This window comes from Knoellia tibetensis, assembly GCF_048606415.1.
GTDB lineage: Bacteria > Actinomycetota > Actinomycetes > Actinomycetales > Dermatophilaceae > Knoellia > Knoellia tibetensis.
In genome coordinates, this window is record NZ_JBMBWF010000001.1 from 1,521,481 (window position 1) to 1,537,842 (window position 16,362).

Sequence of the window (16,362 nt, forward strand, 5' to 3'; positions counted from 1 at the left end):
CTCGAGGCACCACTCGGGTCGCTGACGCTCTTCATCTTCGGCTGCTGAGCCGGAGGGCCCGGGTGGGCGCCCACCCGGGGCAGCACCCAGGTGGCGCACGGGTCCGCTGGATCCCGCGCACCAGCCCCTTCAACGCCCGGGCCGTCCTCCTGTGCAGCTGGGTCGCGAGCGCAGCGCTGGTGGCCGCGAACGCGGCCGGTCGGCTCATGACCACCGACTCCCCGTCCGATCTCGCCAGGATCGTGGCGGGGCTGTTGGCATTCGGGGGGGCCGCGGGGACCTTCGCCCACCTCCAGGTGCGGTTGCTGCGAGATCGTCCCCCCGCAGCCACGACGTGGGTCCTGCTCGCGCTCGGGATGCTGCCGCTGGGATGGGGCAGCCCCAACGCTGCCCTCGCCTTCGGGGTGGCGGCCGTCCTCCTGTGCGTCGAGCCGGTGAGGGCCGTCGCCACGCTCGTCGCCGCCGGTGCCCTGTTCATCACGCTCTACCGCGATGGTGGCGGGCTGACCCAGGTCTCCGCTCCCGGGGCCCTGGCCGAGATCACCGTCGTCGGAGTGGTCTTCGCCGTCCTCACCGTCCTCGCCACGACCCTCGACCGGCTTCAGAGAGCTCGTGAGCAGCTGGCCCGGCAGCGGGTGGACCGCGAGCGCGAGCGGATCGCCCGGGACCTTCACGACCTCATGGGTCGGACGTTGATCACCGCCTCGTTGCGCTCGGAGCTGCTCAAGCGGATCGTCGACGATCGTCAGCCGCTCGTGCACGCGCGGCTCGAACAGCTCAGCGACACGTTGACGATGGGCCAGGAACGCGTCCGTGCCGTGACGTCGGGCCCGGTGATCAGCAGCTGGGAGGACGAGCTGGCGATCTCCCGTTCGCTGTGTGCACGAGTGGGCATCAGCTTCTCCCTCGCTGTCGGCGGGCCGCTGCCGACCGCACACCTCCACGTCGCTGCCCTCGTGCTGCGAGAGATGGTGACCGCGGCCCTGACCCAGAGCCGCTCGGGCCGGGTGGAGGTCCGGCTCCACTCGGGCGCGGACGGATCGAGCATCGTGCGGGTGACGCACGACTCGGCCGGGCGGCACGTCGAGCAGGTGGTCCTCCCGGAGCGGCTCATCCAGGCCGTCGGCCGCGCCGGCGGTCGAATCCAGGCGGTCGGCGAGGACGGCCGGTGGAGCGTCGAGGCCACGCTGGCGGCGACGCCGGAGACAGCATGACCACGACGGCCCTGACCCGCCGGCGAAGCCTGCTCGACCGGCCCAATGCCCCTCGGGTGGTGCTCACGGCGACGACCCTGCTGCTCCTCGTCGTGCCATTGACAACCCCCGAGGACGGCGTCTGGGTCCTGGCGCACCTGCTCGGAGCCTTGGCCTTCTGCGCGTGGATCTGGACGCCCATGCGGTGGCGCCACCCCTTCGGCCTGGTCCTGTCGGCCGCCCTGCTCGTCGCCGGGGTACTCGAACCCGCACCCGGGATCGACATCCTCACCATCGCCGGCCTGACCACGGCGCTGCGCTCCATCGGCCTCCGTTGGGGCCTGCTCACCATCGCCGCACTCGGTCTCGTCAGCGCCACGCGTGTCGTGGAGGGCTCGGACCTCATGACGCTCAGCACCTCGGGTGCCCAGTCCCTCCTCGTGGTGTTCGTCCTCGTGCTCCTCGACCGGACCGCCTGTGCCACCCGAGAGCTCGAGGTGGCCACGCACGAGCTCGCCGAACCCGTCGACCACGAGAGAGCCATGCTGACCGACCGGCTGGGCTCGCTCATCGGTCGGACGCTCGTGGCCGCCCGCGAAGCGGTCCGCGGCACCGTCGCCGTCGCCGACCGCGCCGACCCCGGCGTCCTCGCGCAGCTCCACGGCATCGAAGCGCTCCTCGAGGACGGGATCACCCAGCTGGAGAAGCTCATCATCGAGCCCGTCGCCGAGACCCTCGAAGGCGAGCTCGAGGCCACCCGGGACGTGTGCGAGCGACTGGGCATCGCTGCGACCGTGAGCGCCGACGCAGTCCCGGACCCGGTCATCGCCGACATGGTGGCGCTCGTCCTGCGAGAGGCCGTGACCAACATGCTCAAGCACGCCGACGCGACCCGGTGCGTGGTTGCCGTGCGCGTCGACGAGGACGCCACCGTCCTCGCCGTGACCAACGACGGCGCCGCCCCGGTTGCGACGTCGTCCGGGTCGAGCCGAGCAGGCACGACCGGCGCGACTGGCGCGACGGGGAGCAGGGTCTCCACCGCCGGGACGGGACAGCGTCGGTGGCGTGAGGCGCTGGCAGGCCACGACGCCGAGCTCACGACCTCCACGCTGAGTGACGGTCGCTACCAGGTCTGGCTCCGGCTTCCCCACGGGGTGACGCGTGCACGCACCTGAGACCCACGACATACTGTCCTGCGCAGGCGGGAGCCCGGGTGGGGACGGCGAACGGAGGGGGACGATGGTGTTGCGGCTGCTCATCGCGGAGGACCTCGACCTCGTGGCAGAGGCGTTCGAGGCGCTCCTCGCCACCGAGCCGGGCCTGACCGTGGTGGCGCGCGTCGGCCGGGGGGAGGACGTGGTGCCCGCAGCACTGCAGCACCAGCCGGACATCGCCCTGCTCGACATCGTCATGCCCGGAGGGACCGGGATCGAGGCGTGCGAGGCCCTTCGGGAGGCCCTTCCCTCGTGCAAGGTCCTCCTGCTCACCTCCCTTCCCCGGAGCGGCCACCTCGGCACGGCCCTCGCGGCAGGGGCGTCGGGCTATCTCGTCAAGACCCTGAGTGCCCGTGAGCTGGTCGCCGCCATCCACACGGTCGCCCGGGGCGGCATCGCCCTCGATCCCACCGTCGCCGCCGAGGCGCTCATGACCGGGCCGAGTCCGCTGACGACTCGTGAGCGCGACGTGCTCCGTCTCGTGGACCAAGGTGTCCCGACCCACCAGATCGCCGAGGAGCTGTTCCTCTCGCCGGGAACCGTGCGCAACTACCTGTCCAACTGCATGTCGAAGCTCGACGCCTCGACCCGCGTGGAGGCGGCCCGCCTGGCCCGCAGCCGGGGTCTGATCTGACCCGCGGCGCGGGCATGGGCGGGATCAGCGGACGGTTGTCCGACGCGTGACGAGGATGCCGGCGAACAACAGCGCCGCCATCCACGCCGTGAAGTACGCACCGGCAGGGCCGGGCCCCCACGGGATGGCAGCGCCTGCGTCCCCGAGTCCGACGAAGTAGCGGGCGTTGACGAACGGCAGCAGCCCGGCGACGGTCTCACCTGACCCGGGGACGAAGGAGGGCAGGAGCGGCTCGAGCACCAGGGGCCACATCACGACGAGAGTCACGACGGCGATGGCGTTGCGCAGCAGAGCCGCCAGGGCAACACCGCCGACCGATGCCACGGCGACGACCAGCGCTCCCTTGACCGACATCGCCAGGATCGACGCCGACCAGGGGTTGATGTCGCGGGCGGCTCCGCCGCCGAGGAGGTCGAACACGACACCGGAGGTCACCGCCGCCACCGCTGCCAGGACCCACGCCACGACGAAGGTCAGCGCCGCCTTGACCCCCACGACCATGGACCGACGCGGTGCGACGAGGAACGTCGAGCCCATGGTCCCGAAGCGGTACTCGACGAGGATGGTCGCCGCGCCGAGGAGCATGAGTGCGATGAGGCCGGCGCCGGGAGTGCCGTCTCCGAGGAGGCCTGCCGTGACGACCGACTCGGGCGCGACGATCGGTGGCTTCGAGCACGTCGCCTCGGGAGCAGCACACGTGGCGTGGGCATGCTGCATGGCCATGGCCAGCAGCGCCGTGATGAGGACCGAGAGTCCCACGGCTGATCCGCCGTAGGTGGCGGTCTGGCGGATACTCGTCCACTTCGTCCACTCCGCGCGGGCGAGTGCGACCGCGGGTGAGGTGGTGGTCATCTTCATCGCTCCTTCAGGCGGGGCCGGCGCCGACGTGGTCGGCCCGTCCCTCGGTGAGACTGACGTAGGCGTCGGCCAGTGAACCGGCAGCCTCGACCCGGCGCACGGGCACGCGGTGCGAGGACAGCTCCGCGGCGACGTCGTCCACGTCGGCGCCCTGGATCGTGAACGACCGCACCCCGGGCTCCGGGGTGCGCGCGTGCAGGCGCCAACCGCGCCGGTCCGCGATCGCCTCGAGGTCTCGGACATGCGGGTCGTGGTCGACGAGGTCGACGCGCACGGACCGCTCCCAGTCCGTCGACAGGCCACTGGTCGGACCGGCATACAGGACTGCCCGACGACCGATGACGACGACGTCGTGAGCCGACAGCTCGACCTCATGGAGCAGGTGGGTCGAGAGCAGCACCGTGCGGCCGTGCGCCGCCTGGTCGGCGAGGAACTGCCGCACCCACACGACCCCGGACTGGTCCAGCCCGTTGAGCGGCTCGTCGAAGACGAGCACGGAGGGGTCGCCCAGGATCGTTCCGGCGATGCCGAGCCGCTGACGCATGCCGAGTGAGAAGGTGCCCACCGCGTTGTCCGCCACGTCATGCAGGCCCACCTGTGCCAGCGCGGGCTCGACCGCTGAGCGTGGTAGCCCCGAGGCCTGCGCCAGCCAGGTCAGCTGCGCTCTCGCCGACCGGCGTGGATGGACCCACGATGCGTCCAGAAGAGCCCCGACGTGGCGAAGGGGGAACCTCAGCGACTGGTAGGCGACTCCGCCGACCAGGGCCCGGCCGGCGTCGGCTCGCTCATGGCCGAGCAGGATCCTCAGGGCCGTGGTCTTGCCCGAGCCGTTGGGGCCCAGCAGGGCGGTGACCGCGCCGGCGCGGATGGACACGTCGAAGCCCTCCAGCACCCGGTGGGAGCCGTAGGCCTTGCTGACTCCTTCGAAACGTATGGGTTCTCCGGTGCCGGAACCCGTCACGAAGACCCCTCGTCCATCGTCCGGAGCTTGGGCAGGTCCGTGCGCAGGAAGACCACGAGCGCCACCACGACGGCCGCAGCGAGGATGACCCCCGCGGCCGGCAGCTTGTCCCGTTGGGCCAGGGTCGCGGCGAGGATGACACCGACCGTGAGTGGCCAGCCGTAGCTGGCGCGGAAGAAGACGAAGAGGAACTTCGACATGGGTTCTACCTCTCTCTTTCAGGGGTGGTGCAGGGTCGTGGGTCCGGCCGAGGCCGCTGTCGGTCGGGCTGCCCCGCCGTGCCGGACGTCGTCGAGCGCCGCCAAGATCTCGCGCAGGTCGGCGAGGGCGGCCCGGTGCCCGTGGACGAGGCCCACGGAACCGAGGTGCAGGACGACCTCGTCGGCTCCGGCGGCGACGTGCGCGAGGAGGGTGGCGCGGATCTGCTCCGGCTCGCCCCAGGCGAAGAGGCCACTGCGCAGCGTCGCGCGCAGGTCGTGCGCCCGCTCGCCGCGGAGGTCGACGCCCGCGCCGCGAAGCATCTGGGCGTAGTGGGGGAGCCGGATGTGTTGGCCGAGCGCGGTGGCGGCCAGGCGGACTGGGTCCCGTCCCGGGCGTCGCACCGCGCACGGCACGATGGCCACGACGCGAGGACGGGGGCGGGCCGCGGCCGCGGCCCCACGGTCCAGCGCCGGGACCAGGGTCGCGGCGAGATGTTCGGTCGGGGTGAGCCAGGTGACCACGACCTCGGAGACCTCCGCCGCGCGCCGCGCCATCGTCGGGCGCAGCACACCGCATCCGAGCTCGATCTCGGGCAGGCCTTCGGTGCCCGGGTGCCGGAGGGCGTCCTCGCGCAGGGCGCCCACCGAGCCGACGAAGTCGCGCATCCACCGGGCGGGGGACGGCATGGGCTCGCCCCGGATCGCCTGGGCCGCCGCCAACGAGCCGATGCCGTAGCAGGCGGAGATCGACCGGCCCATCAACGCCGCGATCGACCGGGCCTGGGCCCACGCCAGAGCGGGGGTCGTCAGGGGCGCCACCGCGACCGCGAGCCCGGTGTCGACCCTGATGCCCCGACCGGCGACCGCCGCCAGGGCGAGGTGGGTCTCGACGGTCATGGACTGGCCCATCCACAGCCGTGACCCCTCCTCGGCGCAGAGGCGGGCGTGGTCCACCAGTGGCTCAAGCTCGTCGACCTGCTGCCCGAAGAGCACGCCGACGGGCAGCTCAGTGGGCAGGCCCGCGGGCCGGGCGTCCCGGGTGCCGGCCTCGGCGTCGGCGAGCAGGCTCATGACCTGCCCCGCGGGGAGGCGGACGACGCGAACGCCACGGGAACCCACTCGGGCGAGGCGAGCCGAGCCGCCCCGGCGCGCGCGGAAGCAAGGAGCAGAGCGGTGTCGGCGACGCCGGACCATCCGAGGAAGTACCCCAGGAGGCCCTGCCGGGACGGGTCGCCGGTGACATAGCCGTCCTCCCGCGCGTGCTTGGCGACCTGCTGCCAGTGGTCCGAGGCGAGCTCGACCGGCCACTGGTCGCCGAGAACCGCTGCGACATGGACGAGCGCCTGCACGACGCCGGCGGCGCCGTGGCACACCGACAGGTCCACCGGGCGACCGGCCGTGGGTGGCTCAGCGGCCTTCTGCGCATGCCAACGGAGGTCTGCCTCGTCGGCGCCGGCCTCGGCGGCGGTGAGGATGAGACCCGCGTGACCGTGGCACCAGCCGCGCGGCGCAGGGTCGCGGGCGTGGGACCGTGCCGCGAGAAGACCTGCCACACGGGAGCGCTCGACGTCGTCGCCGACCGCCACCGCGAGACGGTGCCGGGCCCACAGGAGCCCCAAAGGGCCGTGGGCCAGGTCGAGAGGGCCGGCGCCTGGTGCGTCCGGGGCCTCCGAGTCCATCACCGCCATGAGGCGTTCGAGGACCTCGGGGGGCGTGTGCGAGAAGGACGAGAGCAGCGCGGCGGCACCCGGCGCTCCCTTCATCGTGTCGCTCGGGTGCAGAGCCGCCATCGCCTCGGGCGCCGGGGAGGGCTCGGGCAGGTCGAGTGCGACTCGCTCGTGACCGAGGACGTAGTCGACGGACAACAGGCCCGACGCCACCGACCAGGGCAGACCCTCCAGCCGCTCCCGGTAGACGCGTACCAGGCCGCGAACTCCCCGTCGCACCTCGGCGGCGAGGTCGTCGGTCCCTCCCGGGAGCGGCACGCCGCTTCGCGCCGCTCGCTCGAACGGCAGCAGGATTCCGCCCCCGTCGTGGAACGAGCTGCTGGTCCCCGGGTCGAACGTGGCGATGGTCGGCGCGAAGGCCCCGTTGACCCAGCCGCGTTCCCGCCCGTCGACCCCCTCGACCACGACGGACACTTGGAGCAGCCGGTCGAGGATCGCCACCGCGTCGACGCCATCCGCCGGGACGAGGTCCTCCCCCCACGACCCCTCGCGAACCGGCGCATAGCCGGGCTCACGCTCGCGGCGCACCGAACGGATCTCGGCCAGGCCCTCCTCGAGCAGGAGCTCGTCGAACGGGAGGGCCTCCGGTCCGGCGGCACGCAGGCCGTGGACCGCACGATCCCGCGGCGACAGGTCCGCCGCCGGCGCGGAGGTCGCACCCTCGGAGCGCAGGCGCACGTCGTCGGAACGGATGGTGAAGTAGGGGATGTCCAGGCGGCGCAGGGCCTGACGCTCGGCGTCGAGCACGAAGGAGCTGACGAACCGGCGGTTGATGCCCACCGGAGCCCGGAGCATCGTCACGACCCGCTCGAAGTCCTCTCGCCTGCCGAGGTTGTCCGGATGGGTCGCCGCGTCGAGGATCCGTCCGTAGACGGCGGTCGAGCGGACGATGTGCCTGACCTGGATGGGCGTCTCGTCGAGCTGGTCGATGAGCCGGTCTCGGCAGGCCGCGATGGCGGCGACACCGCGGCGAAGGCCGTCACGGAGGTCGCCGACGTGGTCGAGCGGGTCGACCGGACCACGGGGGCCGCGAAGGACGTTGTCCGTGTGCTGGAAGGGATAGGTGCGTGAGGCCAGGTCGACGGCGTCGGTGTCCCGGTTCACGAGGATGCGGTCGGTCCGGCTCGACTGTTGTTCGTAGGGCACACCGAGACCGCCCAGCAGCACGCTGTAGGGCCCGCTGGGCAGGCGCTGCGGAAGGAGCAGGGTGTTGGCAGGCGAGAGCTTGAGCCTGTTGATGACCGCCATCGAGAGGTCCTGGGCCGTGAGGGCGACCGAGGCGTGCAGCACGGTCTCGAGGTCGAGGAAGAGGGGGTGGTCCCCGACGGCGAGCACGTTCTCGTGGTGCATGTCGGTCGCGCCGATCGCGGTGAGCAGAGCGCACGCTGCGCCGAAGCGCACGTGGTGCTCACGCACGGCCCGCTCATCCTCCGCCGGAGCAGGCGCGGCGACCCGCTGCCATCCGTAGCCGCCGCGTTCCAGGGAGAGCGGAGCACATCGGGACAGGTCGAGGCCGACCTGCTCGGAGATGATCGTGAGGCAGCGACGGGTGAGCTCCTCGGGACCGAGGTCGCGCGGCTTGTAGACGACCTTCGACCCGTCCTCCAGGTGAACCGCGGCGACCGTCCGACCACCCTGGTGCGCGTCCGATCCCAGGTGTTCGATGCGCGTGACCTCCCGCGACCCGGTCCCGACGCCGTGCGCGACGACCGCGGCGTGGTCGGCGACCCAGCGCGTGGCGATCTCCTCGACGTGCAATGCCGCCGCATCGACCACCGACTCGAGGAGCTCTCCGAAGACGGGCCAGCGCTCCTGCCAGCCACGGACGGTGTCGGGGCCGAAGTCCTCGAGGTAGCGCGTCATCGCCCGGCTGGAGGTGGCGTCGGCCGGCAGGCCCCACGTTTCGCGCACGCGGTGGAAGTCGACGACGAAGGTCCGCGGCAGCAGGGTCTGGAGGCGCTGTGCGACGCATGACGTCACCGACGCGACGAGGACGTCGCGATCCACCCCCGGGACCGACCGCACGGCGGAGCGGATGCGCTGCTCGTTCAGCTCGAGGACCGACCGGGTGACCCTATCCATGGACGAGCTCCTGGGTGGTGCCGAACATCCGCGCATAGGTCCCCGCCACCCGCGACAGCTCCTCGTGGGTTCCGATCCCCTCGATGCGCCCTCCCTCGAGGACGATGATGTGGTCGGCGTCGACGACGGTCGAGAGGCGGTGGGCGATGACCACCTGGGTGCAGTCGAGGGCGGCAATCGCCTCGTGGACGCGCCGCTGGTTGGCGTTGTCGAGGGCGGACGTGGCCTCGTCCAGGACGAGGATCGCCGGTCGTCGAAGCAGGGCCTTGGCGATGGCGATGCGCTGCCGCTGCCCTCCCGAGAAGTTCGCGCCCATCTCCGAGACGACCGTGCGGTAGCCCATGGGAAGGGCGTCCACGAAGTCGAGGAAGGGCAGGTCCCGGCAGAAGTCGATCGCGTCCTTCTCGCTCGCCGAGGTGCCGAGCACCAGGTTCTCGACGAGTGTCCGGTTGTGCAGGTAGCCCTCCTGCGGGATGTAGCCGATCCGGCGACGCAGTGCGCTCAGGTCGTGCTGTCCCAGAGGGACGCCACCGAAGGAGATGGTTCCACTGGTCGGCTCATGGAGCGAGCACAGCAGCTTGCCGAGGGTGGTCTTGCCCGAACCCGACTCCCCGACGACGGCCACGACCTCGCCCGGCTCGATCCGGGTCGTCAGCGAGGTGAGGACCGGCGGGGAGTGGCTCGTGTAGCTGAAGCTGACGTCCTCGAGCTCGATACCCGAGTGCGGCAGCTCGGTCACCGGGCCACCCGTGCGCTCCACCGGGTAGGCGAGGACGTCCTCGATGCGTTCGAGGTACCGGCCGGCGACGGTCGCCTCCGTGATGCTCGCGAAGACGGAGGCGCTGAGCCCGAAGAGCAGGGCGGCGACACCCTGCACTGCGACGGCCTCACCCACGGTGACCCATCCGTCGCGCACCCACGTCAGGCCCGTCACGAGGACCGCGATGGGGGCGAACGCCTGGACTCCGGCCACCAGACCACCGATCCACCCCTGCTGGATCCGCATCCGGCGAACCATGGCCCGCAACGCCTCGCGGTACTCCGCGCGCCAGTCATCGAGGTAGGTGGACGCGTAGCCGCCGACCCTGAGGTTCGTGATCGACACCACGGCGTCGAGCTGGATGCTCTGGGTCCGGGTGTTGTGGTGCACCTCGTTGTCGACGATCTCCTTGACGAGCCGGCGGCTGAGCCCGAGCAGGACGACGACGGCAGCGGTGAGCCCGCCGACGGCAAGCCCGAGCGGCAGTGCGACCCAGCACACGTAGCCGATGAGCACGAGGACCGTGAGGGCGTCGAGTACTCCCTGGACGAGCTTGGTGGCGATGATGTCGCGGACCTGGTTCATGCTGTTGAGGCGGTACATGAGCTCGCCGGGGGGACGGCTGACGAAGAACGCCTGCGGCAACCTCACCAGGTGCTCGAAGGCTCCGTTGAGCAGCCGCCAGCTCACCGCCCTCACCAGCCGGGTCGCGACCACGGTCCGCAGTGCCTGGACCAGGACGAACCCGCCCGCGGCGGTGCCGATGACGCCGAGCGCGAGCATGAGGTCGAGGTCGTCGGACACGGCGCGGTCCACCAGCCGTGCTGTGAGCACCGGAATCGACAGGGTGAAGCCGAACACGACGAGGCTGAGGACGACCAGGGCCGCATACGTCCAGCCCATCCCCACGGGGAAGAGAGGCTTGTCGCGCCAGGACGACAGGACGGGGCGGCGTCGGCGTTCGAACCCGGCCCCGGGCCGGGCGACGAGCACCTGCCCCGAGAACTCCTCGGCGAGCTGTCGCCGAGTCACGCGGGTCCGGCCCAGCATCGGGTCCATGACGACGGCGTGCGACCGACCGACGTGCTCGACGACGACGAAGTGGTAGCCCTTCCAGTGGGCGACGAACGGTGCGTCGAGCACGTCGAGGGCCTCGAGACGCTTGACGCGGTAGATCGTCGTCTCCATGCCGTGCGCGCGCAGCAGCTCGCCGACCTGGGCCAGGCTCAAGCCGTCCCTGCCGGGCTCGAGGACCTGACGCAGGGCCGTCGTCGAGACGTCGTGCCCGTGGGCGGCGAGCAGTGAGCGGGCCGCCGCCAGGCCACACTCCGTCTGCGCCACCTGGAGGGTGACCGGGACCCTAGCCATCGGTCACCGCCGACAGCTCCAAGGGGGAGGGAAGCCCTCCCGCACACCGGGTCGCGAGGTGCCAGGCGACGCCGGCGCGCCCGACCATGAGACAGGGGCCCTGGTTGTAGCGGCTGTCCGGGGACGCCAGGAACTCGCGCAGCCGGGCGACGTCGAGATACCTCGCGAGCCGGCGCCGGAGACCGCCCGCGGTCTCGGGCGCGAACGGCTCGGCGAGCGCGAGCACGTCATACATGCCGAGGGCGCCGTGGCAGAGCGTCGTGGACGTCGCGATCGAGGCGGCCTCCACCCCGGTGACGAGGGCGTTGACGCGCGCGGGGTCCACGAGGCCGGCTCTGGCCGCGGTCGTCATGCCCACGATGAGGCCCGCCGAGCCGTTGCACCAGCTGTCACTCTCGTTGAGCGGGCCGGTCCGGTTCGTCCGCGGTGTGCCGTGGGCGCCGCCGAAGACGGTGTCGAGCTCGTGCACCACCGCGTCAGCGAGCCGGGCCGAGGCGTCGTCGCGCGCTGCCTCGTGGGTGCGCCCGGCCAGGTGGAGCAGGCCGGCGAGGCCGTGGGCGAAGCCCGACTGCTCCATGCGATGCACCACCCCACCCGCCAGGGCGTGGTCACAGGCCGCCACCGCGTCCCGCTCGGCACCGGGCTGGCCCAACGCGAGCCGCACCAGGACGGCGCCGACGTCCCCGCTGATGAGGTCGTACCACCCGTCCCCAGAGAAGGAGGACTGCGCCGGGGTGCTCTCGAGGAGGTCGAGCCCTCGCCGGGCGCTGCGCGTCAGGGCTGGCTTCCCCAAGGCTCGCCCGGCGTGCGCCATGGCCCACAACGCCCCGGGGAACCCGCTGTAGGCGCCGTTGCCCGAGCGGGAGATGCTCCGCGCCTCGAAGGACCCGGCGTCGAGGATCTGCGCTGACGGCTCGAAGACGCGGCTGCTCGCCTGGGCGAGCCCGGGGTCGTCCAGCAGCGCCGACAGCACGGCGAGCGTGAGGGCAGGGCCGACCCGCCCGGTGTAGAGGTCGTAGCCCAGCACCCCGGGCGGCCAAGGTCGGTTCGCCACAGCGGTCGCGACGGGTCCGATCCACGTCGCGGGCAGGTGCGCGTAGCGGTCCTGCACCATGTCGTCGACGAGGTCTTGGGCCACCTCGGCTGCGAGCGCGCGACGGTCGGCGTCGGTGTCGGAGTCGGCGTCGCGCTCGCCGTCCTGGCCCCCGTCGCGCTCCACTGCGGTGAAGGGGGCGAGGACCTCGGCGGTGGGTGCCATCGTGTGCGGGTCCGGCAGCTTGGCGTTGAACGCCACCCGGATGAGTCGGACCTGGGTGACGAGGTCGTGGGGAGACAACGCCTCGATCTTCGCCACGCACTGTGCGAGGGGGCTGCTGGGCAGCTCGGCGACGGGCCTGCGCTCCGGCGACCCGTCCGTCACGGTCGTCGAGTCGCTCCGAAGGACGAAGTAGGGCACGTCCGTCGCCCACAGCTGGGCACACTCGGCGTCGACGAGCCGCGGGTCGGCTCCGCGGCTGGCGATGCCGATGCGCTTGACCAGGCCCTGGGCGAGGTCGGCGTCCCGGCTCGGGCTCGGCGCGGTAAGGACCCGGAGGCACTGGGCGTACTGGACGGTGGCGTTGTGGACGTAGCGGACCTCGGCCCCGGCGAAGGCCTGTCTCACGGCGGCGATGAAGCTCGTCCGCTCCTGCACGATGGTCGCGTACACCTCGCTGAAGCCCTCGACCATCGCAGCGCACGAGTCGCGCACGATCGCGGCGGACGTGTCGATCACCCTGCTCGGCTCCACGCTCGGCGGGACCTCGGGAGCCCATCCGACCCGGATCCTGGCGCTGAACGGGTGCTCGATGCGGAACTGGCGGAAAGGACCGGACCCGTGCACCTCCCCGCCGCCGAGGTAGCCCACGTCGGCGTATCCGTCACGGCCCTCCCGGGCCATGACCATGGGCAGGATGCCGGTGCCGAACACGGACACGGCGAGTCGGGTGTATCCGCTGTCCTCGGTCTCCGGCGTGCCGTGCGACTTCTGCCGGAGGGGGTGGAGGAGGGTCTCGAGATCGACGGGAACGGGCCCGTCTGCGGTCGAGAGGATGTTGGTGAAGTGCATGTCCCGCGCGTTGAGCGCATAGAGGACCGCGGCGAGGCGGCCGACGGACCGCAGGTCGATGGTCGCCGCCGGATCCACCTCGACGAACTCGACGTAGCCGTAGCCGCGTCGTGGCACCACTCGGGCGGCTCGCAGCCCGAACCCGTGGCGGTGGTTGAGAACGTCCACGAGCTCGGCCCAGCCGGCCTCGCAGTCGACGGTCCGAGGCTTGTAGACCAGTGAGCTCCCGTCGTCGAGCTCGATGACGCTCACCGTGCGACCCCCGGCATGGGTGTCACCGGCGAGACCGATGCCGGTGATCCGGGCCTCGGGCGCCAGGTCCATGGCCACGACGAGGTCCGCGTGGTCGGCGCGGACCCGGCGGAGCGTCTCGGCCAGCGCGCGCAGGCGCTGGTTCAGGCGCAGCCCGAGGCGGTCCCAGGCCACCGGATGGGCCGCGGCGAAACGGTCGAGGCCGTCGGCGAGGAGGTCACGACAGAACTCCGCGTAGACGAGGCCGTCGTCGCGGCCGTCGACCGGGGCCAGCGCGGCCGCGAGCGGTCGGACGAGCAGCTCACTCACGTCCGTCGCGAGCACCGAGTGGACTCGGGCACGGAAGTCGCCCTCGTCGCGGACGAGGGTGAGGTCGAGCGCGGGCCAGTGCTCATCGAGGACGGCACCGGCCACGGACCGGCACACCCGGGCGAAGGACCACTCCTCGGCCTCGCGCCCGAAGGAGGTCAGCCCGTGCGCCGCAGGGGAGACGACCAGGGGGTCCTCGCTCGCCCTCGACACCGTCACGGGATCGATGACTTCCTCGACCTCGGCGCGGGTCAGTTCGGGATAGAGGTCGGGCAAGGTCATGAAGTCCTCCGGCGCGTGTGGGCGTAGCCTTGACGTGGTGCCGGTGGGTTGCGGGCGGGTTCGAGACGCCCGCAACCCACCGGTTCCGTGGGGTGGGTCAGCAGCTGTCGGTGCACGCCGTCGTCGGGCACGTCTGCGACGAGATCAGCGAGACGATGACGCACGACCAGGTCGTGCCGCCGTGCACGTCTCCGTCGGCGAGCTCCAGCAGCTCCTCGTCGCTGTAGCGGCCGAGTTCGAGGTTGTCGTTCATGCGAGCTTCCTTTCGGTGGTGGTGACCCGGCGGACGCTCCGTCGGGTTCGGGGTGATGCCCCGGTGCCACTCAGGGCGAGTCGCCCGGTGCCGTCCGGGGCGAGGTGCCCGTGGTGCTCAGGAACACCAGCCCATGCACTCGGTCGTGATGGTGCACCAGTTGCCGGTGTTGCCGTAGTGGTCACTCAGCGAGAAGGTGTTCGTCGTGCAGGCGCCAAAGGCCTGTGCGTCGAAGGACTGCTCACCGATCTCCTCGATCCAGTCGAGGTCAGCGGTCATCTGCATGTTCGCTCCTGCAATGTGATGGGGGCCTCGCCCCCGGGCCCCGGACTCTCCGGCCCCCGAGTCACCCTCTCGCGCGGCATTTCCCGGTCGGCAGAGTCAGGTGACACCGGATCGCCGTGACACCTGTCATGTCCGGACCGTGACGGACGCCCGCACGCAGACCCGACCGGAACCGCCGACCGGGTGCCCAGCACCAGCGCCGGGACAGACGAACGGAGCACCGACCCGTGGGTCGGTGCTCCGTTCGAGCTGGCGCCGCTGCGCTTTGGCGTGCGTCGGGGTCAGCCCTCGACGGTGAAGCTCTCGATGACGACGTCCTCGCGCGGGCGGTCCTGCTGACCGGTGGAGACGGCGGCGATCTTGTCGACGACCTCGCGGCTCTCCTGGTCGGCGACCTCGCCGAAGATCGTGTGCTTGCCGTTGAGGTGCGGGGTCGGCGTCACCGTGATGAAGAACTGGCTGCCGTTGGTGCCCTTGCCCATGCGCTTGCCGGCGTTGGCCATGGCGAGGAGGTAGGGGCGGTCGAACTGCAGGTCGGGGTGGATCTCGTCGTCGAAGGCGAAGCCGGGGCCACCGAAGCCCTGGCCGAGCGGGTCGCCGCCCTGGATCATGAAGCCCGGGATGATGCGGTGGAAGATCAGGCCGTCGTAGAACTTGTCGGGGTTGGTGCGGCCCGCGTCGTCCTTGTACTCGAGCTCGCCCGTGGCGAGGCCGGTGATCGTCTTGACGGTCTTGGGTGCCTGGTCGGCGAAGAGCGTGAGGTTGATCGTGCCGTGGTTGGTCTTGAGGGTTGCCTTCATGCCTCCACTGTATGGGGACCGTGCCGGGACGACGGTGGGCGGCCGAGGGGCGCTGGGGGAGCCACGGCATACCGCCGTCCGGTTGGGGGCCACCCCTAGGTGCCGCGACGTGGGGAAACAGTGTTTGATGGAAGGAACCCGATCGTCCACCGATAGGAGAACCTCGTGTTCCGCACGAAGAGCAAGACCGAGCAGGCACGCGACGCGGTCGCCGCACGGGTCGAGAGCGCTGCCTCCACCGCCTCGGACGCCGGCTCCAGCGCCCAGTCGCACGCGGCCGACCTGCGCGCCCGCGCCGTCGACCTCAAGGGCAAGGCCGCACCGCACGTCGAGCTCGCCCGCGAGACCGCCCGCGACTACGCCGACCAGGCGGGCCCCAAGGTGGCCGACGCCAAGGACACGTTCGTCGAGGAGGTCGTGCCCAAGCTCGCCTCGGCCCTCGCGACCGTCGTCGCCGGCGCCGTCGCCGCCAAGGGCGCTGCCGCCGAGGCCGCCGACCGGGCGCCCGACGCCTACCACGTGCTCAAGGGCGACGCCGTCGTCAAGAAGCAGCGCAAGGGCGGCAAGGGCGCGCTGCTGCTGCTCCTCGCCGCCGGCGCGGCCGCGTTCGCGTGGAAGAAGTCGACCGGGAAGAAGGACCCGTGGGCCAGCGCGGGCGCCTACACCCCGCCGTCGCACGGGCGTGACTCCTCCGTCGGCGACAAGGTGACCGACCTCGCGTCCGCCGCCAAGGAGAAGGCCGCCGCTGCCGGCTCCGCCGCGAAGGACAAGGCCGCCGCTGCAGGTGCCGCCGCCAAGGACAAGGTCGACGGGGCCCGTGACAAGGCCGCCGACAAGGCCGACGAGCTCGACGAGGCCACCGCCTCGGCCTCCGACTTCGGCGGCGAGCCGACGTCCGAGCAGGCGTCCGAGGGCAACGCGTGGACCGACGCCGGCGACTTCGCCGACGGCTCCGTCCCGTCGACGACCGGCACCTCCGAGGGTGCCGACCTCTCCACCCCCCACCTCGACGAGGGTCGCGACACCAGCAACACCTGACCCTTCCAGGGTCCTGAACGCGAGGCGGTATGCCGGGTG

General features: G+C 71.8%; 14 protein-coding genes. 4 read left to right on the forward strand and 10 right to left on the reverse strand.

The window, feature by feature from the left end; genetic code table 11:
• Positions 1–62 precede the first annotated feature (62 nt).
• The 3 genes from ACOJV7_RS07270 (at position 63) to ACOJV7_RS07280 (ending at position 3,041) form a co-directional block, all read left to right on the forward strand.
• Positions 63–1,214 (forward strand): sensor histidine kinase, encoded by a 1,152-nt coding sequence (locus ACOJV7_RS07270; RefSeq protein WP_420189465.1) that lies wholly within the window; start codon positions 63–65, stop codon positions 1,212–1,214.
• Positions 1,211–2,368: a hypothetical protein gene (locus ACOJV7_RS07275; RefSeq protein ID WP_420189466.1), complete on the forward strand. Its 1,158-nt coding sequence runs from the start codon at positions 1,211–1,213 to the stop codon at positions 2,366–2,368. The genes ACOJV7_RS07270 and ACOJV7_RS07275 overlap by 4 nt, the downstream gene beginning before the upstream one ends.
• A gap of 64 nt (positions 2,369–2,432) precedes the next feature.
• Positions 2,433–3,041 (forward strand): response regulator, encoded by a 609-nt coding sequence (locus ACOJV7_RS07280; RefSeq protein ID WP_420189467.1) that lies wholly within the window; start codon positions 2,433–2,435, stop codon positions 3,039–3,041.
• A 24-nt stretch (positions 3,042–3,065) separates the two neighbouring features.
• Here ACOJV7_RS07280 and ACOJV7_RS07285 read toward each other — a convergent pair whose 3' ends face one another.
• The 10 genes from ACOJV7_RS07285 to ACOJV7_RS07330 form a co-directional block, all read right to left on the reverse strand.
• Entirely contained in the window at positions 3,066–3,893 is an 828-nt protein-coding gene (locus tag ACOJV7_RS07285; protein WP_420189468.1) for a hypothetical protein, read from the reverse strand.
• A 13-nt stretch (positions 3,894–3,906) separates the two neighbouring features.
• Positions 3,907–4,860: an ATP-binding cassette domain-containing protein gene (locus ACOJV7_RS07290; RefSeq protein ID WP_420189469.1), complete on the reverse strand. Its 954-nt coding sequence runs from the start codon at positions 4,858–4,860 to the stop codon at positions 3,907–3,909.
• Positions 4,857–5,060 (reverse strand): hypothetical protein, encoded by a 204-nt coding sequence (locus tag ACOJV7_RS07295; RefSeq protein WP_420189470.1) that lies wholly within the window; start codon positions 5,058–5,060, stop codon positions 4,857–4,859. The genes ACOJV7_RS07290 and ACOJV7_RS07295 overlap by 4 nt, the downstream gene beginning before the upstream one ends.
• 18 nt (positions 5,061–5,078) lie before the next feature.
• The gene (locus tag ACOJV7_RS07300; RefSeq protein WP_420189471.1) at positions 5,079–6,131 is read right to left on the reverse strand and encodes an LLM class flavin-dependent oxidoreductase; all 1,053 of its coding nucleotides are present in this window, start codon (positions 6,129–6,131) and stop codon (positions 5,079–5,081) included.
• A complete protein-coding gene (locus ACOJV7_RS07305) occupies positions 6,128–8,869 on the reverse strand; it encodes a DUF4135 domain-containing protein (RefSeq protein ID WP_420189472.1) in 2,742 nt (913 codons plus the stop codon). Before ACOJV7_RS07305 ends, ACOJV7_RS07300 begins: the two co-directional genes overlap by 4 nt.
• Positions 8,862–10,997: a peptidase domain-containing ABC transporter gene (locus ACOJV7_RS07310; protein ID WP_420189473.1), complete on the reverse strand. Its 2,136-nt coding sequence runs from the start codon at positions 10,995–10,997 to the stop codon at positions 8,862–8,864. The genes ACOJV7_RS07305 and ACOJV7_RS07310 overlap by 8 nt, the downstream gene beginning before the upstream one ends.
• Positions 10,990–13,947 carry a type 2 lanthipeptide synthetase LanM gene (gene lanM / locus ACOJV7_RS07315; RefSeq protein WP_420189474.1) on the reverse strand — a complete coding sequence of 986 codons (2,958 nt, stop codon included), beginning with the start codon at positions 13,945–13,947 and terminating at the stop codon, positions 10,990–10,992. The genes ACOJV7_RS07310 and lanM overlap by 8 nt, the downstream gene beginning before the upstream one ends.
• Positions 13,948–14,044: 97 nt before the next feature.
• Positions 14,045–14,200: a class II lanthipeptide, LchA2/BrtA2 family gene (locus tag ACOJV7_RS07320; protein ID WP_420189475.1), complete on the reverse strand. Its 156-nt coding sequence runs from the start codon at positions 14,198–14,200 to the stop codon at positions 14,045–14,047.
• A 117-nt stretch (positions 14,201–14,317) separates the two neighbouring features.
• On the reverse strand, positions 14,318–14,485 hold the full coding sequence (locus ACOJV7_RS07325) for a plantaricin C family lantibiotic (protein WP_420189476.1): 168 nt from the start codon (positions 14,483–14,485) through the stop codon (positions 14,318–14,320).
• Positions 14,486–14,766: 281 nt separating this feature from the next.
• Positions 14,767–15,285 (reverse strand): peptidylprolyl isomerase, encoded by a 519-nt coding sequence (locus tag ACOJV7_RS07330; RefSeq protein ID WP_420189477.1) that lies wholly within the window; start codon positions 15,283–15,285, stop codon positions 14,767–14,769.
• Positions 15,286–15,450: 165 nt separating this feature from the next.
• On the opposite strand from ACOJV7_RS07330, the gene ACOJV7_RS07335 reads away from it, so the two are divergent.
• The gene (locus tag ACOJV7_RS07335; RefSeq protein ID WP_420189478.1) at positions 15,451–16,323 is read left to right on the forward strand and encodes a hypothetical protein; all 873 of its coding nucleotides are present in this window, start codon (positions 15,451–15,453) and stop codon (positions 16,321–16,323) included.
• Positions 16,324–16,362 lie beyond the last annotated feature (39 nt).